The sequence below is a fragment of the Sphingobacterium sp. genome (assembly GCF_039596235.1).
Classification (GTDB): Bacteria; Bacteroidota; Bacteroidia; order Sphingobacteriales; family Sphingobacteriaceae; genus Sphingobacterium.
Window position 1 is genome coordinate 338,048 of record NZ_JBCNKE010000006.1, and the last position, 26,013, is coordinate 364,060.

Annotated in this window: 17 protein-coding genes and 5 tRNA genes; 18 read left to right on the forward strand and 4 right to left on the reverse strand. The window is 39.7% G+C overall.

Features of this window, described 5'->3' with window-relative positions:
• Positions 1-123: 123 nt before the first annotated feature.
• The 3 genes from ABDW32_RS14780 to ABDW32_RS14790 form a co-directional block, all read right to left on the reverse strand.
• Positions 124-801, reverse strand: coding sequence for an ABC transporter ATP-binding protein (locus ABDW32_RS14780; protein WP_343563714.1), 678 nt, complete (start codon positions 799-801; stop codon positions 124-126).
• Between the two features lie 101 nt (positions 802-902).
• On the reverse strand, positions 903-3,269 hold the full coding sequence (locus ABDW32_RS14785) for an ABC transporter permease (RefSeq protein ID WP_343563686.1): 2,367 nt from the start codon (positions 3,267-3,269) through the stop codon (positions 903-905).
• Between the two features lie 86 nt (positions 3,270-3,355).
• A complete protein-coding gene (locus ABDW32_RS14790) occupies positions 3,356-4,609 on the reverse strand; it encodes an HlyD family efflux transporter periplasmic adaptor subunit (RefSeq protein WP_343563688.1) in 1,254 nt (417 codons plus the stop codon).
• Between the two features lie 324 nt (positions 4,610-4,933).
• Here ABDW32_RS14790 and ABDW32_RS14795 point away from each other — a divergent pair, with 324 nt between their 5' ends.
• From ABDW32_RS14795 to ABDW32_RS14810, 4 genes are all read left to right on the forward strand, one after another.
• Positions 4,934-6,313 carry a TolC family protein gene (locus ABDW32_RS14795; protein WP_343563690.1) on the forward strand — a complete coding sequence of 460 codons (1,380 nt, stop codon included), beginning with the start codon at positions 4,934-4,936 and terminating at the stop codon, positions 6,311-6,313.
• Positions 6,314-6,344: 31 nt separating this feature from the next.
• Positions 6,345-7,706, forward strand: a complete 1,362-nt coding sequence (locus tag ABDW32_RS14800) for a sigma-54 dependent transcriptional regulator (RefSeq protein WP_343563692.1) — start codon at positions 6,345-6,347, stop codon at positions 7,704-7,706.
• A 3-nt stretch (positions 7,707-7,709) separates the two neighbouring features.
• On the forward strand, positions 7,710-9,029 hold the full coding sequence (locus tag ABDW32_RS14805; protein ID WP_343563694.1) for an ATP-binding protein: 1,320 nt from the start codon (positions 7,710-7,712) through the stop codon (positions 9,027-9,029).
• 265 nt (positions 9,030-9,294) lie between these two features.
• Positions 9,295-9,822 carry a hypothetical protein gene (locus tag ABDW32_RS14810; RefSeq protein WP_343563696.1) on the forward strand — a complete coding sequence of 176 codons (528 nt, stop codon included), beginning with the start codon at positions 9,295-9,297 and terminating at the stop codon, positions 9,820-9,822.
• 294 nt (positions 9,823-10,116) lie between these two features.
• On the opposite strand, the gene ABDW32_RS14815 is transcribed toward ABDW32_RS14810, so the two are convergent.
• Positions 10,117-11,280 carry a BamA/TamA family outer membrane protein gene (locus ABDW32_RS14815; protein WP_343563698.1) on the reverse strand — a complete coding sequence of 388 codons (1,164 nt, stop codon included), beginning with the start codon at positions 11,278-11,280 and terminating at the stop codon, positions 10,117-10,119.
• A 325-nt stretch (positions 11,281-11,605) separates the two neighbouring features.
• Between ABDW32_RS14815 and ABDW32_RS14820 the strand changes: the two genes are divergently transcribed.
• From ABDW32_RS14820 to rpoC, 14 genes are all read left to right on the forward strand, one after another.
• Positions 11,606-11,678 (forward strand) — tRNA-Thr (locus ABDW32_RS14820).
• A gap of 26 nt (positions 11,679-11,704) precedes the next feature.
• A tRNA-Tyr gene (locus tag ABDW32_RS14825) sits at positions 11,705-11,785 on the forward strand.
• Between the two features lie 48 nt (positions 11,786-11,833).
• Positions 11,834-11,906: transfer RNA gene (locus ABDW32_RS14830), tRNA-Gly, on the forward strand.
• Positions 11,907-12,001: 95 nt separating this feature from the next.
• Positions 12,002-12,073, forward strand: a tRNA-Thr gene (locus ABDW32_RS14835).
• Between the two features lie 71 nt (positions 12,074-12,144).
• Complete coding sequence (tuf, locus tag ABDW32_RS14840; protein WP_077437774.1) at positions 12,145-13,329, forward strand: elongation factor Tu; 1,185 nt, start codon at positions 12,145-12,147, stop codon at positions 13,327-13,329.
• 159 nt (positions 13,330-13,488) lie between these two features.
• Positions 13,489-13,559 (forward strand) — tRNA-Trp (locus ABDW32_RS14845).
• 23 nt (positions 13,560-13,582) lie between these two features.
• Positions 13,583-13,777, forward strand: coding sequence for a preprotein translocase subunit SecE (secE, locus tag ABDW32_RS14850; protein ID WP_028072657.1), 195 nt, complete (start codon positions 13,583-13,585; stop codon positions 13,775-13,777).
• A gap of 19 nt (positions 13,778-13,796) precedes the next feature.
• The gene (nusG, locus tag ABDW32_RS14855; RefSeq protein WP_077437773.1) at positions 13,797-14,342 is read left to right on the forward strand and encodes a transcription termination/antitermination protein NusG; all 546 of its coding nucleotides are present in this window, start codon (positions 13,797-13,799) and stop codon (positions 14,340-14,342) included.
• A gap of 519 nt (positions 14,343-14,861) precedes the next feature.
• Positions 14,862-15,305, forward strand: a complete 444-nt coding sequence (gene rplK, locus ABDW32_RS14860) for a 50S ribosomal protein L11 (RefSeq protein WP_028072660.1) — start codon at positions 14,862-14,864, stop codon at positions 15,303-15,305.
• Positions 15,306-15,327: 22 nt separating this feature from the next.
• Positions 15,328-16,026, forward strand: coding sequence for a 50S ribosomal protein L1 (rplA, locus tag ABDW32_RS14865; RefSeq protein ID WP_046672240.1), 699 nt, complete (start codon positions 15,328-15,330; stop codon positions 16,024-16,026).
• 2 nt (positions 16,027-16,028) lie between these two features.
• Positions 16,029-16,547, forward strand: a complete 519-nt coding sequence (rplJ, locus tag ABDW32_RS14870; protein ID WP_343563704.1) for a 50S ribosomal protein L10 — start codon at positions 16,029-16,031, stop codon at positions 16,545-16,547.
• A 79-nt stretch (positions 16,548-16,626) separates the two neighbouring features.
• Positions 16,627-17,004, forward strand: coding sequence for a 50S ribosomal protein L7/L12 (rplL, locus tag ABDW32_RS14875; protein WP_002992785.1), 378 nt, complete (start codon positions 16,627-16,629; stop codon positions 17,002-17,004).
• 168 nt (positions 17,005-17,172) lie between these two features.
• Positions 17,173-20,982 (forward strand): DNA-directed RNA polymerase subunit beta, encoded by a 3,810-nt coding sequence (gene rpoB / locus ABDW32_RS14880; RefSeq protein WP_343563706.1) that lies wholly within the window; start codon positions 17,173-17,175, stop codon positions 20,980-20,982.
• Between the two features lie 72 nt (positions 20,983-21,054).
• A complete protein-coding gene (gene rpoC / locus ABDW32_RS14885) occupies positions 21,055-25,332 on the forward strand; it encodes a DNA-directed RNA polymerase subunit beta' (protein WP_343563708.1) in 4,278 nt (1,425 codons plus the stop codon).
• Positions 25,333-26,013: the final 681 nt, after the last annotated feature.

The following is a 26,013-nucleotide window of genomic DNA, read 5'->3' on the forward strand; positions in this document are numbered from 1 at the left end:
CTCTTCTATCTCTTAAGCTATTTATAGGATTTGCACGTGCAGCCTGGAAGGACTGAAAACTAATTGTACTTTTCGGCTCTCGTTGGGTTTATTGGACTAACAGGATTCACAGCGTTTATTTTTTTATATCACACTTGTTTCCATAATAACCTGACCGTCCAGCATACGAATCACGCGATCAGAAAATTTGGCGTCGTGTTCACTGTGGGTTACCATCACGATGGTTGTGCCAGCTTCGTTCAGTTCAGTTAAGAGCTGCATGACTTCGTTACCATTGTTGGAATCCAGATTACCAGTAGGCTCATCGGCAAGAATTAATTTGGGATTATTGACGACAGCACGGGCAACGGCCACACGCTGTTGCTGTCCTCCAGAAAGCTGTTGCGGAAAGTGATTGCGGCGGTGCATGATCTGTACTTTCTCCAGCACTTCTTCAACTCGTTTCTTACGTTCGGCTGCTGGGACATTGGTATAGACAAGAGGAAGTTCCACGTTTTCAAATACCGTCAGTTCGTCAATCAGATTAAAACTCTGGAATACGAAACCGATATTGTGCTTACGCAGATCCGAACGGCCACGTTCCTTAAATTTGGCCACCTCGATATCGTTGAATAAATAGCTCCCTTCATCCAGATCATCCAATAGTCCGATTATATTCAGTAAAGTTGATTTGCCACAACCAGATGGACCCATCACGGCAACAAATTCACCTTCTTTGACATGGATATTCAAATTGTTCAATGCGACAGTCTCTACTTCTTCCGTGCGGTAATACTTTTGAAGATTGGTTATTTTAATCATATTTTTTGCGCTCATGGTTTTATGTTTTGGGCCCTTGGCAATCGCTTTAGGCGGTTATTATTCTGTTTAATTTGATTCTTTTAAATTGTTTATTTTTCTGTTTATTCGTCTCTGAGTGTCTTCGTCGGGTTGGCTATTGCAGCTTTAAAAGCTTGTGAGCTAATCGTCAACAATGCTATTATTATTGCAGATAGGCCACTCAGTACAAATACCGTCCAGGAGATGCTAATATGATGTGCATAGTCCGCTAGCCATTTGTGCATGAAAATCCAGGCAATCGGGAATGCAATGATACAGGAGATACCTATCAGGATAATAAATTCGCGATTGAGCATCTGAATAAGACCGGAAACAGAGGCACCAAGGACTTTACGGATACTGATCTCTTTGGCACGTTGTTCTGTCGCAAAGGCGGCTAAACCAAATAGACCCAAGCATGAAATAATAATGGATATAACCGCAAATACGCTGGATAACTGCTGTATAAAAAGTTCAGCCTGAAATTTGCTGTTGAAGGTTTCGTCTAAAAATTTGTAATCAAAAGGAAATCCTGGATTATTTTTCACGATAATCTCTTCAATTTGCTGAATGGCTTGTGACAGGTCAATTCCGGCTTTTGTACGGATATTTAACAGACCGCTCTCTCTGACCAGAGGTATAAATAACATGGGATCTGGATCGGCATATACGTTGTTATAAACAAAATTTTTGACAACTCCGGCAATCGTGTAATTTTCTTCGCCGTAATTAAGGATACTACCCACTACATGACCATCTTCGCGGATTAATTTAGCAAGGGTTTCATTAATAAGTACCGACGTGCTGTCTCCTAGTAAGTTGGTGTGGAAATTTCTTCCATCAAACATTTTAAGATCTAATGCTGGTACTAAGCCTTCATCTGCACGCAACATGCCGATCAGAATACTCTTGTTGGGATCTTTTCCTTCCCAATTGAAACCAGAGGTATTATTGTAAATGTTAAGAATACTCACATCACTGACACCAACCTGCTCTACCAATCCTGTTGCTAGGAGCTGGTTTTTGATCAGGGGAAGATGTTTGGCCATATCACCTTGCAGTGTGGTGGTCAATACCTGACTCTTGTCAAAGCCAATGTCTCTATTTTTATTATGTTGTATCTGCTGATAAATGATAATCGTACAAATGATCAGTACAACTGATGCGGTATACTGTAGTACAACCAATCCCTTGCGGATAAGACTTCCGGATCCCGCTTTCTGTTTTGCTCCTTTGATTGTAGATAGTGGTTTAAAAGCCGACAGAAAGAATGCGGGATAGCTTCCTGCAAATAGCCCGCATATTAAAGTAATTGTGATGACAAAAGCAAGATGCATCGGTTTGAATAAATCGACCTGAAGGTCATGGCCAATCATGGTATTAAATGGCCGAATACAAATATAGACCAATAAAATAGCAACTAATGAGGAAATAGAAGCTAGGACCAATGATTCTGCGAGAAATTGTCCAATCAACGATTGACGACTTGCACCAACAACTTTGCGCATACCGACTTCTTTTGCCCTTTTTTCGGATCTGGCGGTAGCAAGATTCATAAAATTGATACAGGCAATCAGCAAGACGATCCAAGCAATAATGCTGAACAGACGAATATTTTTTAAACTTCCTTCTATTTCATTCCCACTGTTATCAAAACGGTTATGTGTAACCCATCTTTCCATTGGGTAGAGGAAGTTTTGTGAAAAAGTAACCTCACCATTGGTTCTGTTTTTGACATAGTTCATGAGCTGCTTGTTGATTTGATCAACGTTTGCATTGTCTTCAACCTGAATCAACGTCTGGATACCATTATTGTCCCATCTGGTCAGCCAGTCTTGGGTAGACTCAAATTTTTTGAAGGGAATTAACCATTGAAAATTATAAGTGCTGTTTTTAGGGAGGTCTTTTGTAATGGCTGATACGATGTAAAGTTCTTTGTTATTTGTCTTTACTGTTTTACCTAGGGCGGGTTGATTACCAAATAATTTTTTCGCACCAGATTCTGATAAAATGATGTTATCTACTTTGTCAAATGCGGTCTTACGATCTCCCTCCATAAATTCCAGGGAAAGTACATCGGCGACGGTCGCGTCAGCATACAGCCCATTTTGAAATAAATTGTTGTCCCCAACAGAGAATAGCATTGAGCTAATCCATGTCATGCGTACGGCATGTTTAATGCCTGGAATCTCTTTTGCTATATTCTGTGCCAAGGGACCGGGGGTTGATTCAAAAACAAAGGTTGCGCCATCGTAGGTCTGTTTTGACTTGACAACATAGATATCTTTTTTGTTGGGGAAGTTATCGTTATAGCTTAACTGATTTTCTACCCATAAAAAGATTAAGGATGCTGCTGCAATGCCGATCGCTAACCCAAAAATATTGAGTAAGCTGTACCCTTTGGTTTTCCAAAGGTTACGAAAGGCTGTTTTTATAAAGTTCTTTATCATCGTGGTATTGCGTAATTGCTGTTGTTTATTCAGATTTGGTTAATTAAGCCAGTAGTCATCCACTGACTTTATTTTTTACTTCGAATTTACCGCTTGATACTTAATTCCTGCACTTTGTCATAGGTCTCGTAACTCGATACGACGACCTTGTCTCCGGGTTGTAAACCTTTGATTACTTCATAGTATTCTGGGTTCTGTCTGCCTAGTTGGATATCGACACGGTAAGCTGTATTTCCATTTTTATCGAGTTTGAAGATCCAGTTGCCACCGGTCTGTTGGTAAAATCCACCTTTTGCTAATAATAATGCTTTTGTTTCATCACTTAAGGCGAGACGTATCTGTAGCGTCTGTCCACGACGGATTCCTTTGGGCACTTCATTGATAAATTCCATGTCGACCTGGAACCTGCCATTGGTTACCTGCGTATATACCTTTTTAATACGAAGCTTGTAGGTTTTGTCTCCAATGGAAAACTCGCCCTGAAGATCTGGAAAAATACGGTTGATATAATGCTCGTCGATATCAGCACGAACTTTAAATCCAGTCAGGACATCAATCTGACCGAGACGCTCGCCCGCATTTTTGTTCTGTCCGATTTCGGCATCAAAAGCAGTTAACTGACCATCTACAGGTGCCCGTACGATGAGGTCACCAATTTTTCGTTTCATTAATTCCAACGCACTTTGTGTACGTTGGTAGGTCTGTCTGTCCTGATTCGTTTTTTGAGCGTTGGATATTTCGTCTTGTTTTAGAATCTGTTTCGTTAGATTAACCCGTTCCTTTTGGTAATTATATTCATTTTTTGATTTTTCAAATTCCTGTGATCCAATAGCCTTTTCCGCAAGTAATTTCCTGTTTAAGTTATAGATACGCTCGGCTTCCCTAAAAGCCTGTTCAACATCGGCCATCTGGTTCCGGTTGTTAATAGATGCTTGTTGGGCATTGGTCTGCGCGATCTGCGACTGTGTCAAGAGGTTCAGTACTTGTGTTTCCTGTTGAACCAACGTGAGCTCCTGATCTGTATTGGATAGACGCATAATCGGATCACCCTTTTTTAAGACAGTACCATCTTCAACAAATTTCTCCTCCACACGACCACCTACAGAAGCATCGAGATAGATGCTGCTGATTGGAAGCACTGTACCATTGATTGGAATGAATTCCTGAAAGTTACCATTTTTTATTTCGACAATAGAGATACGGTCCGCTTCTACATTTAGCTTGCTTTTGCCCGAGGTAAAGTAAAAACTAGCGCCGATTAATCCAACGATGCCAGCAATCCCTACAATGGTCATGATACGTTTGCTATTCCACTTCTTCTTTTCTAAAGGTCTGTCCATAATTTAATATCAATTTGCTATGTAGCTATGAAAGCTGTGCCAATAATTTAACCTACTGATTTTTAACTGTTTATTTTATGTGTGTTGCTGTTCGGTGTTCGATAGCGGACACTTCATGTACGATGGCGTACAACCCAGGTCTTATCTGCAATTTCTACGAATTATTTTTATTGTATTTTAATATAATTGCGTGGGTGTTCAATATCGGACAGTTGATTGTACGAACTTGGACATTGATGGTTTATAGTTTTGTGCATCTTGTTGATAATCAGAAATTTTATTGTTTGGCATGGCGATGGTCTGCTTGGAAAACAAAAAGTGGATATGAAGAGAATCTATATATATAGTACATTGTGTTTTTTGCTTACTTATATGAAAGTTAATGCACAGCAGACTGAGCGAGGAACAGGGGAGAAGGATGTTGTAAAAGTAGCAGCTGCCAGGGGGAATGAGTCGGAATCAAAACGTAGCTTGGCCGATTGTATCCAATTGGCGATAAAAGCCAACCCTACCTTATTGCAAAATGAATTAGCAGTAAAACGAGCTGAAGTGAATCTTTCACAGGCAAAATCGAATCGATTACCTGATTTAAATGGACGCTTGGGGCATAGCCTTACCTCAGGACGTTCTGTTGATAATGCGACAAATCAATATATTACTAGCAATAACTCTTCTGGAAATTTTTCATTGGATGCTAGTGTGCCTGTTTTTAATGGATTTCGCATATTGAATGATATTCGGATGCGCGCCGATGCGAAGGCAGCGGGAAAACTTGAATTTGATTCGCAGGTCAATGCATTGAAACTGGATGTTATTACGGCTTATATCCAAGTGTTAACAGCACAAGATGTTTTGAGGCAATCAGAGGTGCAAACAGAGGTGACACGTGAGCAGGTACGTCGTGCCGAAGCGATGCAAAAAGAGGGTGCAATTAATCCGGGGGATTATTTTGATCTAAAAGGACAGCTTGCTAATGATATCAATATGATCGAAAGCAATAAACAGCGGCTTTATACGAATCGTGTAAAGTTAGCCGGTTTATTAAATATAGAAGAGGCACAATTGGGCGATTTGCAAGCATTGGAATTAAAAGCTGATGCACAAAAATTGGATGCTACAACACTTTATAAATTTGCATCAGAGAATCTTCCAGATATTACGGCCCTAGATTGGAGAATTAAAGCTGCCGAAAAGAACATCAAAATAGCGCAATCCTCCTATTGGCCTTCTTTGTCATTAAATGGTGGATTGGGTTCGAATTATTCCAAAAATGTGAAAACGGGCGGTTATTGGTATCAGATGAAGAATAACCTTGGAAAGTCTGTTTCATTAAATCTTTCAATCCCTGTTTTTAACAGATTTAAGGTTAAGAATGATGTTAAACTGGCTAAATTGGATTTGGAATCAAGCAAATTTCAACGCGAGATTGCACTGAATAATTTGAGGGCTGAAACTGCAAATGCGGTTTTTAACTTGCAAAATGCCAGCAATACAATCACCCAATTGCAGGAGCAAAATACAAATTACGCTGAATCATTTCGTATCGCCAAGGTAGTTTTCGAACTTGGAAACAGTAATTCAGTCATATTCTTAACAGCAAAGACCAAATATGATAATAGCCAGATCCAATTGGTTGTCAAGCAGTATGAGTGGTTGCTACAAAAATATATCAATGATTATTACGCAGGCTCGTTAAATTTATAGTTATCTTAGTGTCTGAATGAAGCCAGGGAATATGAAAAAAGCATCTATTTTAGTAGTCGACGATGACCAAGATTTACTTACAGCAGCAAGAATCTTGCTAAAACCTAAAGTCAGCCATGTTCATGTCGAATCTAATCCAGAGAACCTGATTGGGCATTTGGAGAAAATGCCTTATGACCTTGTGCTTCTGGATATGAATTTCAAAAGTACAATCAATACCGGAAATGAAGGGTTATATTGGTTGTCGCGGATCAAGGAAAAATTTCCACAGATTCATGTGATTATGATTACAGCCTATGGGGCAGTAGACCTGGCTGTGAAATCACTGAAACAGGGCGCCGCCGATTTTGTGGTCAAGCCCTGGGAAAACGAGCAGTTGCTGGCAACCATTGAAAGCACACTTGCAGAATCAAAAAATAAAGAGAAGAAAAATAAGAGTTCGCTGTTACGCTCCAGCAATAGCCCTGATCTGATCGGTAATTCGGTGGCCATGGACGAGCTGCAATATAAGCTTGAGAAGATAGCACCAACGGATGCGAATATCTTGATCTTGGGTGAAAACGGCACAGGTAAGGATTTGATTGCACAGGCGATTCAACGGCGATCGTTGCGCTCGGATCAGGTCTATGTGAAAGTTGATGTAGGTGCATTGACGGAGACTTTGTTTGAAAGTGAACTTTTCGGCTATAAAAAAGGGGCATTCACAGATGCGCGAGAAGATCGTCAGGGACGTTTTGAAGCGGCCAATGGTGGGACGTTGTTTCTGGATGAAATCGGTAATATCTCGTTGCAGCAACAGGCCAAACTATTGACTGTACTACAAAATCGTCAAGTTACACCGCTGGGTTCTTACCAATCGATCCCAGTGGATATACGCCTAATCTCCGCAACAAATGTATCCCTTAAACATTTGGCGGATGAAAGCCGTTTTCGGAAGGATCTCATTTATCGGATCAATACCGTAGAAATCCAAGTCCCTCCTTTACGGGATAGGGGAGAAGATATCAGGCTGTTGGCGACATATTTTCTGGATATCTATGCCAAGAAGTACAATAAACGCATTGAAGGATTTGAACCGGATGCGATAAAAAAGCTCTTTGCCTATCACTTTCCCGGAAATGTGCGTGAGTTGCAATACAGTATCGAACGGGCTGTTATCATGGCCGATCAGGTAAGTATTGCGGGAAATGATTTATTTTTCTCTCCTATTGAACAGCAAGCAGAACAGGTCGTTGTTGAATCTGTTACTAGCAGTCAAAATCTGGAAGAGCTGGAGCGAAAAGCCATTAAATCGGCCATCGAACGTTATAATGGGAATATCAGTAAGGCCGCTAAGGAATTGGGACTTACCCGTGCAGCACTCTATAGGCGTTTAGAGAAATACGATATCTAGTCTATGAGACATGGAAAGATTTTAAATGTAATTAAGATTGTTTTACTGTTGGTAGCTGCGGTTGTGGCTGCCTACCTGTTGATGAAGCGTGAGTATGTACAAGCGTCTTTGATCTTCTGTATTATGCTCTATCTTGGCTTTAATCTATATGCCCAATATAATTTTTTGGAAAGACAGCTTGTGGAATTTGCCGAGGCCGTGAAGTATCGCGACTTTACGCGGCGTTTTTTGGTGAAAAATCCGAAATCGGTCGAAGGGCAGCTTTTTCGCGCTTTTAATCAGATTAACGAAACGTATAAGGAAATCAGTATTAAACAGGAGATACAGCATCAGTACCTTGATCGTGTGATCAATATGCTTAATTCGGCTATTATCTTCTATGAAATGGACACAGGAAAAGTAATGTGGGTGAACGATGCCTTCAAACAACTTTTTCATCTGCCGCATTTAGGGAATATTGCCGGACTGAAAAAGAAAAATCCTGACCTTTATGAAAAGACCATGTTATTGGATAATGGTCAGCAACAGATGGAGTCAATCCAGTCAAGTAAAGGAAAAATAAAACTGTTGATTCAAAGTTCCAGTTTTGAAACACAAGATGCGATATTTCGCATCGTCGTTTATCAAAATATCAACGAAGCTATTGATGAAACTGAGACCAAGGCCTGGCATAAGTTATTGCGCGTACTTACGCACGAGATCATGAATTCTATCGCACCAATCAGCTCATTGGCCGAAACACTCAATGGGCGTTTGGACCAATTCAGGGGACATGAGGATATTGATGATCTAAAAACCGGTATATCAACCATCAAAAGGCGGAGCGAAGGGCTCTTACATTTTGCAAAAAGCTACCGTATGATTAATAAAGTTGATCAACCGCAGGTAGCGCCGATTCAGGTTTCCCAATTATTTGAACATATTTACCAGCTGCTCGAGCCGACGCTGATTCAAAAAAATATTGATGTTGATATTATTTTAAAGAACACCCGGTTGATACTTTATGCTGATGTCAACCTGATTGAGCAGGTTATTATCAATTTGATGCTTAATGCAATTGATGCAGTTAAAACCCGAACGGAGGCCTATATTAGTTTATCTGCAATGGAAATCGATGGAAAGGTGCAGATTCGCATCGAAGATAACGGCCGGGGAATACCGACAGATCTTCAAGAGCAGATATTTACACCCTTTTTTACAACGAAGAAAACTGGAACTGGTGTAGGCTTGACCCTGAGTAAGCAAATTATGTTGCTGCATAAGGGCACGATCTTTCTCAATAGCGTTGAGGGCGAGGGTAGTGCTTTTATTCTTCAGTTTTAATGCTTCTTTCCATATATAAACTAGTTTTTAACGATCATCTTGTTCTGCATACCAGGGAGCAAATGGCTTGTTCATGCCTTGTGTTTGAATGTTCCATGTGAAATAATGCGTAAAATCAGTAATTTTCATGCAATACTAACTTCATCTATTCTTTGAGTATACATACAAATTGCCGTTTTATCGAGCTGTATGGGATTAAATATGCCTTTAAAGAAAGGAGAATTTAATTGTATATCAAGACAAATTTTTCGATGTTTGCAGCGAAATGAATTACCACCTGAAGTATTGGCGCCATTATTTCATTTCCCATAGCCGACATGGGACACATTCACCGTTTGTTTATAAATTGGTCGATGAGGTCATTTATCAGAAAGATAATCCCGATGTGCGTTTAAATTTACCCCAGGATATTAGTGTAGGAGGGAAGGTAGAAGAAAAAAAATATCTGCTAGTCGATCGCCTATTGAAGGCTTTTGCATTTGATCAGTTTGTGGTTTTGTCAGAGAAGTCGCTGCCAAGTTACGAGGTGCTGTTGAAACAGCGAGCTGGGAGTTATTCTTTTCGCAAGATCTATTATATCGATCGGACGAATCTTGACCTCGATTTTCTAACGGTTATCAATGAACGGGATATGTTGATAGTAAACGAACCCCATATGTGTATGGAACGGGAAAACTATTGGCGCAAGCTTAAGGATGATGATCGCGTAATTGTGACCATAGATCTGTATCGAATCGGTTTGGTCTTTTTTAGAGCAGGACAACGAAAGGAAAATTTTCTAATCAGGTTTTAGTTTCTCCATTGTTTTTCCTACAATCTTAAATTAATTTTGATCAGCATATTGAAAGCCGTCAACTTCGTGCTACGACATACGTGTGAGTAGATTGTCTGCATAATGGATATTCTCGAAAAGGCGGACTTGAAGTGGGCGCAGAACTAAAATAGTATCAATCAGATACCGTATCGCTGTTCATGGAGGAGAGTGTATTCAAAAAAATAAATCGGATTTAGTTAATAATTGAATGGAACTGTTGCAAAACCCGAATAAAAAACAGGGACTGCCCAAAAGCGAAGTCCCTATTTTTATTTAAAAAGCTTCACTTAGGGATAGGTAAAAGCCTGATTGGCGTTTCTCTCCGTTCCGTTGTTCACCATATGAATAGTCAAATCGAATACTGCTATTGTGTTCCAAACTAAAAAAGTAGCGTAATCCGCCGCCATAACTTGGTACATACCTGCTGCTATTTTCTTTTGAAAAGGTTGACCCTATTCCAGAAAAACCAACGATACCAAAACGAGGATGAAAACGATAGCGTAATTCGGCTTGCGAAGCGAGGTAGTTTTTGTCGCGATAGCGCCCGAGGTAGTATCCGCGCATCATCATATCACCGCCTAATTCACGGTAGTTATAAAAAGGAATTGTTTTTCCGAATGTCGAACGAAGGATTCCTTGGAGGGCCAGCGTGACGTTTTTATGTAGAGGAATAAAACCACGGAGATCTAGGTCCAGATTTGCACCATTAAAATCTTCACTAGTCCATAATTTGGGGGCGTAGGCGAGTCGAAATTTGGCATAGTAACCACGTGTACTATAGGAAACATTGTCGCGGTTGTCAAATAACTGCGATACGCCAAGGAGCAATTGTTGGCCCCCCTTTTTTCCGGTAAGGTCAGATCGATTGAACACATGATCGTTGCTATCGCTACGGATTGTGAAGTTATCGTACTGTATATTAATGCCCGAATACAAATTGTTATGAACTTTTTTCTCTACTTCCAGTTTTACGCGAAATAGTTTTTGGTCGATGCGCTCTTCGTCTATTTTCCAGGTATCCATACCGATGCCATAATAATTAAACGGCCAGTTACGGTACCGAATTTCGCTGACAAAATGATAATCATTATTTTTTGTCCAAAGATCAGTTTGAAATTTAAAGTTTGACTGATGTTTAGATGTAAAAGTCCCCATTAACATCATCGTAGAGGTGCGAATATGGGGATCAGATTTGTCTAGGTAAAAGTTATATGAGCTGGCTAAACCATATTCTACTCCGGTTTCCTGTGCGTAACCAACCGCAGGTAAAACCATAAAACTGCCCGAACGGGTAGAGTCTTTCTCAGCCGAAAGAAACTTTTTACTCAATTTTTGAATAATATTTTGGGCTTTCAAATCGCCTTTACCCACTATAAACAGCGCAAGTAGTGTTGTATATCGGGTAAGTTTTGAAAGTGATTGCGGTAAAATTTGCATGCCCAAAGATAGTATATTAGGTAAATAACCAAAATAGGTAAATAGTCAATTAAAAATTATTGTGCTGCATATCAGTATAATTGACAAAAAGTGCTGTTTTTTTTTAATAAATATTTTTGTAAAGTGACTTTTGTGTCTATCTTTGCATCAGCAAACAAGGGAACAACGGTTCATAACAACGAAGTTTGCTTAGTTCTTTAAATGAAAAAAAAGTAAAAAATAAACTTGCAAAAATCAAAAGTAAATTCGATATTTGCACTCGCTGAAAAGATAAGATTATTGGATTGGCGTTGATAGAACGTAAGTTATTTTAAAAATATTAGAAGCCTCTTTAGCTCAGCTGGTAGAGCAACTGACTTGTAATCAGTAGGTCATTGGTTCGATCCCGATAAGAGGCTCTAAATGCAACAAAGGTTGCAGGTCTGGAGGGGTTCCAGAGCGGTCAAATGGGACGGACTGTAAATCCGTTGCTTCGGCTTCGAAGGTTCGAATCCTTCTCCCTCCACACTTTTTTTAATTGGAGTTTAGATTTACTCTAGTTTCTAGTTATTAAGCGGAAGTAGCTCAGTTGGTAGAGCGATAGCCTTCCAAGCTATAGGTCGCGAGTTCGAACCTCGTCTTCCGCTCAAATTTTTCAAGTATTAAATTTAGTCTCTATCTTCTTTGATAATAATGTATCTAAAGGTGGGGGCATTAATACGTAAATAAGGTTTTTTAGTAAGCCGAAGTAGCTCAGGGGTAGAGCACTTCCTTGGTAAGGAAGAGGTCGTGGGTTCAAATCCCATCTTTGGCTCGTACTTGTGTAAAGTTAAGCAAGAGTATATAACAAATAGAAATAATTTATAATTACTAATTCGCATAAACATGGCAAAAGAGAAATTTGACCGTAGTAAACCACACTTAAACATTGGTACTATCGGTCACGTTGACCACGGTAAAACTACAACTACAGCTGCTATCACTAAAGTATTGGCTGATAAAGGTTTGTCAGAAGCTCGTTCATTTGATTCAATTGACTCTGCTCCTGAAGAAAAAGAGCGTGGTATCACAATCAATACTGCACACGTAGAATATTCTACAGCTAACCGTCACTATGCACACGTTGACTGTCCAGGTCACGCTGACTACGTTAAGAACATGGTAACTGGTGCTGCTCAAATGGACGGTGCTATCATCGTAGTTGCTGCGACTGATGGTCCTATGCCTCAAACTCGTGAGCACATCTTGTTGGCTCGTCAGGTAGGTGTTCCTGCGTTAGTAGTATTCATGAACAAAACTGACTTAGTTGATGACCCTGAGTTGTTAGACTTAGTAGAAATGGAAGTTCGTGAGTTATTATCATTCTACGAATTCCCAGGTGATGATATCCCTGTAATCAAAGGATCTGCTTTAGGTGCATTGAACGGTGAGCCTGAGTGGGTTGAGAAAATCATGGAATTAATGGATGCTGTAGATAACTACATTCCAATTCCTCCACGTTTGACTGACTTACCTTTCTTGATGCCTATCGAGGACGTATTCTCAATCACTGGTCGTGGTACAGTTGCTACAGGTCGTATCGAAAGAGGTGTAATCAACTCTGGTGATCCAGTTGAGATCCTAGGTATGGGTGCTGAGAACTTGAAATCTACAGTAACAGGTGTTGAGATGTTCCGTAAAATCTTAGATTACGGTGAGGCTGGTGATAACGTTGGTTTATTGTTACGTGGTATTGAGAAAACTGATATCAAACGTGGTATGGTTATCTGTAAACCAGGTTCAGTAACTCCTCACGATCATTTCAAAGCTGAGGTTTACGTATTGTCAAAAGCAGAAGGTGGACGTCACACGCCATTCTTCAACAAATACCGTCCTCAATTCTATTTCCGTACAACTGACGTAACTGGAGAAATCTCTTTACCAGAAGGTACTGAAATGGTTATGCCAGGTGATAACGTTACGATCTCTGTTAAATTGATCTCTCCTATCGCTATGGAAAAAGGTCTACGTTTCGCTATCCGTGAGGGTGGTCGTACAGTAGGTGCTGGTCAGGTAACTGAAATTATCTAGTCTTTAAAGATCTAGAAAATATAAAATAAGCTAATCGACTGAGGTTGATTAGCTTATTTTTTCGATAAGCGATTTATCGGATTAAAATAAAAAAAAAGAAAAAAAGATTTGCAGAAGGTGGTTTAAAACACTATATTTGCATCACAAAATAAGAAATACACGGGCATAGTTTAAAGGTAGAACGAAGGTCTCCAAAACCTTTGGTCTGGGTTCGAGTCCTGGTGCCCGTGCTTATAAAAACAGATAAACTAAAATGGCAAAAGTACTTGATTTTTTTAAAGACTCTTATGTAGAGATCACTGAGAAAGTGACTTGGCCTACATGGTCTCAGTTGCAAAGTTCAGCTGTTATTGTGCTTGTTGCATCTCTTCTTATTGCATTGGTTGTCTTTGTAATGGATAAGGCTTCGAGTGTGGGATTAGAGTTCTTGTACGGTATTGCTTCTTAATTTTCAATAGTATTTATTTATGGCAGATCAAGGTTTAAAATGGTACGTAGTTCGTGCTGTAAGTGGGAAAGAGAAGAAAGTAAAGCAATATATTGATGCCGAAGTTAGTCGTTTAGGTATTGAACACTTGGTTCCTCAAGTGTTGATTCCAATGGAAAAATATTACTTGATGCGTGATGGTAAAAAGGTCGCTAAAGAACGTAACTACTACCCAGGCTACGTTTTATTAGAAGCTGCCTTGGATGGGGAGTTGGAGCACATCATTAAGAATATTAATAGCGTAATTGGTTTCTTGGGTGATAAAGCCGGAAATGCTGTTCCTTTGCGTCAGGCGGAAGTTAACCGTATCTTAGGGAAGGTTGATGAAATGGCAGAGCAAGGCGAGACCATTAATGTTCCTTACTACGTTGGTGAGACTGTGAAAGTAAATGATGGTCCTTTTAACGGTTTTACAGGTGAAATTGAAGAGGTTCACGAAGACAAGAAGAAGTTGATCGTAATGGTGAAAGTCTTCGGTCGTAAGACTCCGCTTGAATTGAACTACATGCAAGTAGAAAAAGAGTAAGATTAGTAATTAACGATAGAGAAAAGCTTTCCAAGAGAATTGGAAGGCTTTTTTGTTTTTAAGTGTAAAAAATGATAATGATCCGCTTAAAAACAGCTTGGCGCTTTGCTTAATTCAGTTTGCGGCCTTTTTTAGCCAACAATAGGTGTAGCTGTTTTGCAAGGTGAAATAGCTTTAAGACGGGGGGTGTTATAACTATTTTTTTAAATGACGGGCGCGACCACGATCTCTCGGTATTTTGCGTTTGCTCTTATTCTATTTTATTTTTTGTTCTTTTTTACTTTAAGCCTCTTTCCGTTGATATTTAAGAAAGATATTTTGAATGTTGTTGTTCTCTACACCGGCTTTCGAAAAAAAAATCATAAATTCCTGAAAAATTAAAAGTTAGATACTTGCAGGATTAAAATCTTCTTATTAACTTTGCACCTCGGTTGGGGTGTTACGTCCCGATTGATGAATGTTACGTTATTTGCTTCCAACTTACTAACAGACATTTAACAAAATTAAATTCAAAACAAAATGGCAAAAGAAGTCAGTGCGTTAGTAAAATTACAAGTTAAGGGCGGAGCTGCGAATCCTTCACCTCCAGTAGGACCTGCATTAGGTGCTAAAGGTGTGAATATTATGGATTTCTGTAAGCAGTTTAACGCTCGTACGCAAGACAAACCAGGTCAAGTATTGCCTGTTGTCATTACAGTTTACGCTGATAAATCATTTGATTTTATCATCAAGACTCCACCGGTAGCAGTTCAGTTGAAAGACGCTGCTAAATTAAAAAGTGGATCTGGCGAGCCTAACCGTAAAAAAGTTGCGGCTATCACTTGGGAACAAGTTGAGACAATCGCTAAAGATAAAATGCCTGATTTAAATGCATTTACTGTAGAGGCTGCTATGAGAATGGTAGCTGGTACAGCACGTAGTATGGGTATTACTGTATCAGGTAATGCTCCTTGGAACAATTAATTAAGAAATCAATTTAAGAAAAGTGGCTAGATTAACAAAAAATCAAAAAGCGGCACTATCCAAAATTGAAGCTGGTAAAGCATACTCTTTGAAAGAAGCTTCGGCTTTAGTTAAAGAAATCTCATTGACCAAATTTGATGCTTCTGTGGATATCGACGTTCGTTTGGGCGTAGATCCTCGTAAAGCAAATCAAATGGTTCGTGGTATTGCAACATTACCTCACGGTACTGGTAAAACTGTTCGTGTTTTAGTTTTATGTACTCCTGATAAGGAAGAAGAAGCTAAGGCGGCAGGTGCAGACTACGTAGGTTTAGATGATTACATCAGCAAAATTGAAGGTGGTTGGACTGACGTTGATATCATTATTACTATGCCTAGTGTTATGGCTAAAGTTGGTAAATTGGGTCGTATTTTAGGTCCAAGAAACTTGATGCCTAACCCTAAAACTGGTACAGTTACAACAGAAGTTGGTAAAGCTGTAACAGATGTAAAAGGTGGTAAGATCGATTTCAAAGTTGACAAAACCGGTATCATCCATACTTCTATTGGTAAAGCGTCGTTCGATGCAGATAAAATATATGATAACGCACTAGAGGTATTACAAACTCTAGCTCGTTTGAAGCCATCTGCAGCTAAAGGAACTTACTTTAAAAGTATTCACATTTCCTCAACTATGAGTCCTGGTATTCATATTGAGACTAAATCAGTAGCAGGTATTTAATCATGAGAAAAGAAGAAAAACAAGAAATTGTTCTAGCTTTAGCCGAACAGATTAAATCTTACGGTAACTTCTATATTACCGATACTGCTGAATTGTCAGTTGAAAAAGTGAATAACATTCGTCGTAAATGTTTCGAGCAAGGTATCGAAATCAAAGCGGTAAAAAACACGTTGATCAAAAAAGCATTGATCGAAGCTGGTGTTGACGAAGAAGATATTTTTGGAACACTTAAAGGTGCTTCTACAATGTTATTTTCTGAAGTTGCAAATGCACCTGCAAAATTGATCAAAGAGCTTCGCAAGTCTGGTGAAAAACCAGTATTGAAAGCTGCTTATATTGAGCAAACTGCATTCGTTGGAGATAATCAATTAACTGCATTAGTTAACCTTAAATCTAAAAACGAACTTATCGCTGATGTTATCGCTGCATTGCAGTCACCTGCGAAAAATGTTATTTCTGCTCTTCAATCAGGAGGAAATACGGTTGCAGGTTTGGTAAAAGCTTTAGAAGAAAGAGGTTAACGAATCCTCTAGAACAAGAATTATTCGTTACAATTTAATTAACAATTTTTACAAAGTACATTCAAAAATTCAAAATAAAATGGCAGATTTAAAACAACTTGCTGAACAGTTAGTTAACTTAACAGTAAAAGAAGTTAAAGAATTAGCTGATATCTTAAAAGACGAGTATGGCATCGAGCCTGCTGCTGCTGCTGTTGCTGTAGCTGCTGCTCCAGCTGAAGGTGGTGCTGCTGCTGCTGAAGAGAAAACTTCATTTGACGTTATCTTGAAAGAAGCTGGTGGTCAAAAATTAGCTGTAGTTAAATTGGTTAAAGATTTAGCTGGATTAGGCTTGAAAGAAGCTAAAGATTTAGTTGACGGAGCACCTAAAGAATTAAAAGCTGGTGTATCTAAAGACGAAGCAGAAGCTTTGAAAAAACAATTAGAAGAAGCTGGTGCTGTTGTTGAGATTAAATAATCTCAACTAATTAGCCCGAAAAGGTTTAGACTCTGACGATTTTTCGTCAGAGTCTATTCCTATTTATATCAATACGCCACTATGCTGTGTATATGCTGGGCACAGTGGACATGTGGTTTACAGCATGCATGTAAGCGCAGTTTTTTTAAAACTAAAATTCATATTCCCTTGGCAAACAATAATATTCAACAAGAAAGAATAAACTTTGCGACAAGTAAGAAAGTATTGGAATATCCAGATTTCTTAGATGTGCAATTGGAATCTTTCAAGGAGTTTTTTCAATTAGAAACTACTTCTGACAACCGCCATCAGGAAGGGCTGTTCAAGGTATTCTCGGAAAACTTCCCTATTTCTGATTCAAGAAACATTTTTGTGCTAGAGTTTTTGGATTATTTCATTGATCCACCACGTTATGATATCCAAGAGTGTATCGAACGCGGCTTGACTTATAGCGTTCCTTTAAAGGCTAAGTTAAAGTTATCTTGTAATGATGAAGAACACGAAGATTTCGAAACTATTGTTCAGGATGTATATTTAGGGACTATCCCTTATATGACTCCTAAAGGTACTTTCGTGGTAAATGGTGCAGAGCGTGTCATCGTATCGCAATTACACCGTTCACCGGGCGTTTTCTTTGGTCAAAGTAGACACACAAATGGTACTAAACTTTATTCTGCAAGGGTAATTCCTTTCAAAGGATCTTGGATCGAATTCGCGACAGACGTAAACAACGTTATGTATGCTTATATCGACCGTAAAAAGAAATTCCCAGTAACTACCTTATTGCGTGCTATTGGTTACGATTCAGATAAAGATATCTTAGAATTGTTTGACCTAGCTGATGAAGTAAAAGTTAGTAAATCTGGTCTTAAAAAATATGTTGGCCGTCGTCTTGCGGCTAGGGTATTAAAAAAATGGGTAGAAGATTTCGTAGATGAGGATACTGGTGAAGTGGTATCTATCGACCGTAATGAAATTATCCTTGAACGTGAAACTGTACTAGAAGAAGATCACATTGATCTGATCATCGAGGCTGGTGTTAAGTCTATTATCTTAGCGAAAGACGATGAGTCAAATAATGCCGATTATTCTATTATATATAATACTTTACAAAAAGATACGTCCAATTCGGAAAAAGAAGCGGTAGAGCATATCTATCGTCAATTGCGTAATGCTGAACCACCGGATGAGGAAACTGCTCGTGGTATCATTGACCGTTTATTCTTCTCTGATAAACGCTATGATTTGGGTGATGTAGGTCGTTACCGTATCAACCGTAAGTTGAAATTGGGTACTCCTGATGATACGAAAGTCCTAACACGTGAAGATATCATCGCAATCGTGAAGTATTTGATCAATTTGATCAACTCCAAGGCCGAGGTGGATGATATTGACCACTTGTCAAACCGTCGTGTGCGTACAGTAGGTGAGCAGTTATATGCTCAATTTGGCGTGGGCCTTTCTCGTATGGCGCGTACAATCCGCGAACGTATGAATATTCGCGACAACGAGGTGTTTACGCCAACAGATTTGATTAATGCACGTACTCTTTCGTCTGTGATCAATTCTTTCTTTGGTACGAACCAGTTGTCTCAGTTCATGGACCAAACTAACCCTCTTGCTGAAATTACGCACAAGCGTCGTTTGTCAGCTTTAGGTCCAGGTGGTCTTTCTCGTGAGCGTGCAGGTTTCGAGGTTCGTGACGTTCACTATACACACTATGGTCGTCTTTGTACAATTGAAACTCCAGAGGGTCCGAACATCGGTTTGATCTCCTCATTGGCTGTACATGCGAAAATTAACCACTTAGGATTTATCGAAACTCCTTATCGTAAGGTAAAAGATGGAGTCGTTGTGGTTGATGAACCTGTAGTATACTTGTCTGCTGAAGATGAAGATGGTAAAACAATTGCACAAGCGAATGCTTTGTACGATGACAAAGGTAATTTCGAAGATGCGAAAGTGAAAGCCAGATATGAGGGTGACTTTCCGATTATCGAGCCTAATATGCTTGATTATATGGACGTTGCTCCAAACCAAATTACCTCTATTGCGGCTTCATTGATTCCTTTCTTGGAACACGATGATGCCAACCGTGCATTGATGGGATCGAACATGCAACGCCAGGCTGTGCCTGTATTGCGTCCGCAGGCTCCTATCGTAGGTACTGGTCTTGAAGGTCGTGTTGCAAAAGATTCACGTACCTTGATCAATGCTGAAGGGCATGGTGTAGTAGAATATGTAGATGCTGATGAAATCAAGATCCGTTACGACAGAAACGACGATGATCGTCTTGTATCATTTGATGATGATGTCAAAACGTATAAATTGATCAAATTCAAGAAAACCAACCAAAATACTTGTATGAACTTGAAGCCGATCGTTAAGAAAGGTCAACGGGTTGAACCAGGACAGGTATTATGTGAAGGTTATGCGACTGAAAATGGTGAATTGGCATTAGGTCGTAACTTGAAAGTTGCGTTCATGCCTTGGCAAGGATATAACTTTGAGGATGCGATCGTAATTTCTGAACGTGTAGCGAAAGAAGACTGGTTTACTTCTCTTCACATTGAAGAATTCGAACTTGAAGTTCGTGATACAAAACGTGGTGAAGAAGAGTTAACAGCTGATATCCCTAACGTATCTGAAGAAGCGACAAAGGACTTGGACGAAAACGGTATTATCCGTATCGGTGCTGAAGTTGGTGGGGGTGATATCCTAATCGGTAAAATCACACCGAAAGGTGAGTCTGATCCTTCTCCGGAGGAGAAATTGTTACGTGCAATCTTTGGCGACAAAGCTGGTGACGTGAAAGATGCTTCATTGAAAACTCCACCATCATTAAAAGGTGTTGTTATCGATACGAAGTTATTCTCGCGTGCGAAGAAAATGTCTAAAGAGGTTGAACGTAAAACTTTAGAGAAACTAGAGGTTGCTCACGATAGAGCTGTTAAATCATTGAAAGATCGTTTGGTTGAAAAATTATTCACTATAGTGAATGGTAAAACTAGCCAAGGGGTATACAATGTCTATAAAGAGTTGTTGGTTGCTAAAGGCGCTAAGTTTACACAAAAAATCTTAGCTGAATTGGATTACAACAATATCAACCCGATGGGATGGACAACTGACGAAGATAAAAACGAGCTGATCAAAATGGCCCTTCATAATTACAACATCAAAATTAATGAAGAGTTAGGTTCGTTCAAACGTGATAAATTCGCGGTATCTGTCGGTGATGAACTTCCATCAGGAATTGTGCAGATGGCTAAAGTTTACGTAGCTAAGAAACGTAAGTTGAAAGTTGGAGATAAGATGGCGGGTCGTCACGGTAACAAAGGTATCGTTGCGCGTATTGTACGTGATGAGGATATGCCATTCTTGGAAGACGGTACACCAGTTGATATCGTGTTGAATCCACTAGGGGTACCTTCACGGATGAACTTGGGTCAGATCTACGAAACCGTATTGGGCTGGGCTGGTCAAAAATTAGGTGTTAAGTTTGCTACACCAATCTTTGATGGTGCTGAAATGGATCAGGTACAAGATTGGGTTGCTAAGGCAGGTTTACCAAAATCAGGACGTACATATTTGTACAATGGATTGACGGGTGACCGTTTTGATCAACCAACGACAGTGGGTGTAATCTACATGTTGAAATTAGGTCACATGGTTGATGATAAAATGCACGCACGTTCAATCGGTCCGTATTCATTGATCACACAACAACCTTTGGGTGGTAAAGCACAATTCGGTGGTCAGCGTTTCGGTGAGATGGAGGTTTGGGCATTAGAGGCATTTGGTGCATCTAACATCCTTCAAGAGATCTTGACTGTGAAATCGGATGACGTGGTTGGTCGTGCCAAAACTTACGAGGCAATCGTAAAAGGTAACAATCTTCCAACGCCGTCGGTACCAGAATCATTCAACGTATTGGTACACGAGTTGCGCGGATTGGGTCTAGATATCACATTGGATTAATTAAGCAATTAGAGCTTTGAAGGACTCCAGTCCTTCAAAGCTTCTTTATAAAGCTTTAACTTTTGAATAAGTATGTCTTACAAAAAAGATAATAAAATTAAAAGCAACTTCACTTCGATTACGATCAGCTTGGCTTCTCCAGAAACTATTTTGGAACGCTCAAGTGGTGAAGTTACAAAACCAGAAACGATTAACTATCGTACCTACAAACCAGAACGTGACGGTTTATTCTGTGAGCGTATTTTTGGTCCTGTAAAGGACTACGAATGTCACTGTGGTAAATACAAACGTATCCGTTATAAAGGTATCGTATGTGACCGTTGTGGTGTTGAAGTAACTGAGAAAAAAGTACGTCGTGAGCGTATGGGGCATATCAATTTGGTTGTTCCTGTTGCACACATCTGGTACTTCCGTTCTCTTCCTAATAAAATTGGTTATTTATTGGGACTTCCTACCAAGAAATTGGATATGATCATTTACTACGAACGTTATGTGGTTATCCAAGCTGGTATCAAGGAAGAAGATGGTATCAACTTTATGGACTTCTTGACTGAAGAAGAATATCTAGATATTTTAGATACCTTACCAAAAGAAAATCAATATTTAGACGATAATGATCCTCAGAAATTCGTTGCTAAGATGGGTGCTGAGGCGCTGGAAGATTTGTTGAAACGTATTGATTTGGATCAATTGTCTTACGATTTACGTCACCAAGCTGCAAATGAAACTTCGCAACAACGTAAAAATGAAGCGTTAAAACGACTTCATGTGGTTGAAGCTTTCCGTAGCTCACGTGAAAATATTGAGAATCGTCCTGAATGGATGATCGTGAAAATCGTTCCGATCATCCCGCCTGAATTACGTCCTTTAGTGCCTTTGGATGGTGGTCGTTTTGCGACTTCGGATTTGAACGACTTATACCGTCGGGTGATTATCCGTAACAACCGTCTAAAACGTTTGATTGAAATCAAAGCTCCTGAAGTAATCTTACGTAACGAAAAACGTATGCTTCAAGAAGCGGTAGATTCTTTGTTTGACAACTCACGTAAAGTGAACGCTGTTAAGACAGAAGGTAACCGTGCGTTGAAATCTTTATCTGATATTTTGAAGGGTAAACAAGGTCGTTTCCGTCAAAACTTGTTAGGTAAGCGTGTGGATTATTCGGCTCGTTCGGTAATTGTTGTAGGTCCTCATTTGAAATTACACGAGTGTGGTCTTCCTAAAGATATGGCTGCTGAACTTTACAAACCGTTTATCATTCGTAAGATGATCGAGCGTGGTATTGTAAAAACAGTAAAATCTGCTAAAAAAATCGTAGATCGTAAAGATCCAGTGGTATGGGATATCCTTGAAAATGTTTTGAAAGGTCACCCTGTATTGCTAAACCGTGCACCTACGCTTCACCGTTTGGGTATTCAGGCTTTCCAACCTACATTGGTGGAAGGAAAAGCGATCCAATTGCACCCATTAGTGTGTACGGCATTCAACGCCGACTTTGACGGTGACCAAATGGCGGTTCACTTACCTCTAGGTAATGCCGCAGTTTTGGAAGCCCAAATCTTGATGTTGGCAGCACACAATATCTTAAACCCTGCGAATGGTTCCCCAATCACAGTACCATCTCAAGACATGGTATTGGGTCTTTACTATATTACTAAAGGCCGTAGAACTGCTGGCGATCATATCGTAAGAGGTCAGGATATGACTTTCTATTCCGCTGAAGAGGTTATCATTGCTTTAAATGAGAAGCAAATTGACCTGCACGCTTGGATTAAAGTAAAAACAAAAGTTAGACAAAAAGATGGTAGCATCGTTGATACCTTATTAGAAACAACTGTAGGTCGTGTGATCTTCAACCAAGTTGTTCCTGATGAAATGGGTTTCGTAAACGAACTGCTTACCAAAAAATCTTTACGTAATATCATTGGTGAGATTGTGAAGACAACGGGTATGGCTCGTGCTGCACAATTCTTGGACGATATGAAAGAATTGGGATATCAAACAGCCTTCAAAGGTGGTCTTTCTTTCAACTTGGAAGATTTGAACATTCCGGCTGCTAAGGCTGAATTGATCCAACAAGCAACGAACGAAGTTGAAGAAGTAATGAACAACTATAACATGGGTTTCATTACCAACAACGAACGTTACAACCAAATCATCGATATCTGGACGCGTATCAACAATAGATTGACTGCACACGTTATGGATATTCTTTCGAACGACAATCAAGGTTTCAACTCTGTTTATATGATGTTGGATTCTGGTGCTCGTGGTTCGAAAGAGCAGATTCGTCAGTTATGTGGTATGCGTGGTTTGATGGCGAAACCTCAGAAATCTGGAACTTCCGGTGGTGAGATTATCGAAAACCCAATCTTATCAAACTTTAAAGAAGGTTTGTCCGTATTGGAATACTTTATCTCTACACACGGTGCACGTAAAGGTCTTGCCGATACGGCATTGAAAACGGCCGATGCGGGTTACTTGACTCGTCGTTTACATGACGTAGCACAAGACATGATCGTCGTGGAACAAGATTGTGGTGGTTTACGTGGTATTTATACGACAGCATTGAAAGATAATGATGATGTTGTTGAACCATTGTTCGATCGTATTTTGGGTCGTACGCCTTTACATGATGTATTCCATCCGGAGACAGAGGAGTTGATCGTTTCTGCAAACGAAGATATCACTGAGGAAATCGCTGAAACTATTGAGAAAGCGGGTATCGAAGGTATTGAGATTCGTACGGTATTGACTTGTGAGTCGAAGCGCGGTGTTTGTGCATGTTGTTACGGACGTAACTTGGCGTCAGGTAAACGTGTTCAGTTAGGTGAAGCTGTAGGTGTTATTGCTGCTCAGTCAATCGGTGAGCCAGGTACACAGTTGACACTTCGTACATTCCACGTGGGTGGTACGGCATCGAACATTGCTGCTGATTCAAGTATCATTTCTAAATACGACGGTAAAATCGAATTTGAAAACGTACGTACTGTTTCTCAAACAAATGAAAATGGCACACATCAGGTTGTCTTAGGGCGTTCTGGTGAGATTAAAATCATCGATGCACATAATAAAATAGTATTCCAGCAAAATATCCCTTATGGTTCACAATTGTTCGTTGAGGATGGTGGAACCGTAGCTAAAGGTGATAAATTGGTAGAATGGGATCCGTATAATGCGGTAATTATCTCTGAATTTGCCGGTAAAGTTGAATTTGATGCAATCATTGAGGGGGTTACTTTCCGTGAGGAGTCAGATGAGCAAACTGGTCACAAAGAGAAGGTAATTATCGAAACACGTGATAAAACGAAAAACCCATCCATCAAGATCCTTGATAAATCTGGAGAGGTAATCCGTACATACAATATTCCGGTAGGAGCACACGTTGCAGTTGCTAACGGTGTGACTGTTAAAGAAGGTGGTATCTTAGTTAAGATCCCTCGTTCTACCGGTAAAACACGAGATATTACGGGCGGTCTTCCGCGTGTAACAGAATTATTCGAGGCACGTAACCCTTCTAATCCTGCTGTTGTAACAGAAATCGACGGTGTGGTAACATTAGGTGGTGTGAAACGTGGTAACCGTGAGATGTCGATTGAATCACGCGATGGCCAAATCAAGAAATACTTGGTACCACTTTCTAAACATATCCTTGTTCAGGATAATGACTTCGTGAAAGCAGGTATGCCATTATCGGATGGTTCGATCTCTCCAGCGGATATCTTATCTATTAAGGGACCATCAGCGGTACAACATTACATCGTGAATGGTATCCAAGAGGTATACCGTCTTCAAGGTGTGAAGATCAACGATAAGCACTTCGAAACGATCGTTCACCAAATGATGCAAAAGGTTAATATTGAAGATCCAGGGGATACACGTTTCTTAGAAAAAGAAGCTGTAAACAAATGGGACTTCATGGAAGAAAATGATTCCTTGTTCGACAAGAAGGTCGTTGTTGATGCCGGAGACTCCAATAATTTACGTCCAGGACAAATCGTTTCTTTACGTAAGTTGAGAGAGGAAAACTCTAGCTTGAAACGCCGTGACTTAAAACTTGTAGAAGTACGTGAAGCAATTCCAGCGACTTCAAGTCCATTGTTGCAAGGTATTACCAGAGCTTCATTGGGTACGAAATCGTTCATCTCTGCAGCCTCTTTCCAAGAGACTACTAAAGTGTTGAACGAAGCTGCTATCGCAGGTAAACGTGATAACTTATTAGGTTTGAAAGAAAACGTAATTGTTGGTCACTTGATCCCTTCAGGTACAGGTATCCGTCAATACAGCAATTTAATCGTGGGCTCTCGCGAAGAGTACGATCAATTGTTGGCTTCGAAAGAAGAAGATTAATCGTTACTCGATTATTATATAAAAAAGGTCCAAGTGTATGCTTGGACCTTTTTTGCTTCATGTAAACTCATTGTTCTTCAAGATGGATGATTACTCTATATGAACATAATTAAAATAGGGGGGATGGAGTGCTCATTTTGCTTTTCACACAAGAGGAAAATAGTAATTGATGTTTTCATTTTACTTACAGATTTGTCTGTTAATGGGTGTGCCGATATTGAATGCTGGGAAGAAACAGGCCGCTAATTTAATTTGTTAATTTGACCTGTTGGATTGCCCATTGAACACTATTTTTCAAATGAATCTTTCAATGTTACAGTAAGTTAACTTTTTTATTAAAAATAATAAACAAAAGGCTTGGAAGTGATTATAAAAACTTCCTATCTTTGCACCACTCCGCAAGGGAGGGACGGTTGCCGCCAGAGCAGGCAGCCATGAAAAAAAAGGGTTTAAGTGAGCCGGGCAGGATTTAAAATCCCGCTGGGTTTATTTTAAACGCAGAAATCGGAAAAAGGAAAAAGAAAAAAAACTTCAATTTTTTTTTGGAAGTCCAGAAAAGATTTCTACCTTTGCAGTCCCAACGGAAACGGAGGGAAAACAGAAAAAGATAAAGACGGGCTGGTGCCCATCGGAATAAAGCGGATACGGAAGTTGAAGCGACAAAGTTCTTTAAGAAAACAC

Coding starts and splice junctions, on each gene's coding strand:
- ABDW32_RS14780 (WP_343563714.1), bottom strand. CDS start 801: ATGATTAAAATAACCAATCTTCAAAAGTATTACCGCACGGAAGAAGTA.
- ABDW32_RS14785 (WP_343563686.1), bottom strand. CDS start 3,269: ATGATAAAGAACTTTATAAAAACAGCCTTTCGTAACCTTTGGAAAACC.
- ABDW32_RS14790 (WP_343563688.1), bottom strand. CDS start 4,609: ATGGACAGACCTTTAGAAAAGAAGAAGTGGAATAGCAAACGTATCATG.
- ABDW32_RS14795 (WP_343563690.1), top strand. CDS start 4,934: ATGAAGAGAATCTATATATATAGTACATTGTGTTTTTTGCTTACTTAT.
- ABDW32_RS14800 (WP_343563692.1), top strand. CDS start 6,345: ATGAAAAAAGCATCTATTTTAGTAGTCGACGATGACCAAGATTTACTT.
- ABDW32_RS14805 (WP_343563694.1), top strand. CDS start 7,710: ATGAGACATGGAAAGATTTTAAATGTAATTAAGATTGTTTTACTGTTG.
- ABDW32_RS14810 (WP_343563696.1), top strand. CDS start 9,295: ATGAATTACCACCTGAAGTATTGGCGCCATTATTTCATTTCCCATAGC.
- ABDW32_RS14815 (WP_343563698.1), bottom strand. CDS start 11,280: ATGCAAATTTTACCGCAATCACTTTCAAAACTTACCCGATATACAACA.
- tuf (WP_077437774.1), top strand. CDS start 12,145: ATGGCAAAAGAGAAATTTGACCGTAGTAAACCACACTTAAACATTGGT.
- secE (WP_028072657.1), top strand. CDS start 13,583: ATGGCAAAAGTACTTGATTTTTTTAAAGACTCTTATGTAGAGATCACT.
- nusG (WP_077437773.1), top strand. CDS start 13,797: ATGGCAGATCAAGGTTTAAAATGGTACGTAGTTCGTGCTGTAAGTGGG.
- rplK (WP_028072660.1), top strand. CDS start 14,862: ATGGCAAAAGAAGTCAGTGCGTTAGTAAAATTACAAGTTAAGGGCGGA.
- rplJ (WP_343563704.1), top strand. CDS start 16,029: ATGAGAAAAGAAGAAAAACAAGAAATTGTTCTAGCTTTAGCCGAACAG.
- rplL (WP_002992785.1), top strand. CDS start 16,627: ATGGCAGATTTAAAACAACTTGCTGAACAGTTAGTTAACTTAACAGTA.
- rpoC (WP_343563708.1), top strand. CDS start 21,055: ATGTCTTACAAAAAAGATAATAAAATTAAAAGCAACTTCACTTCGATT.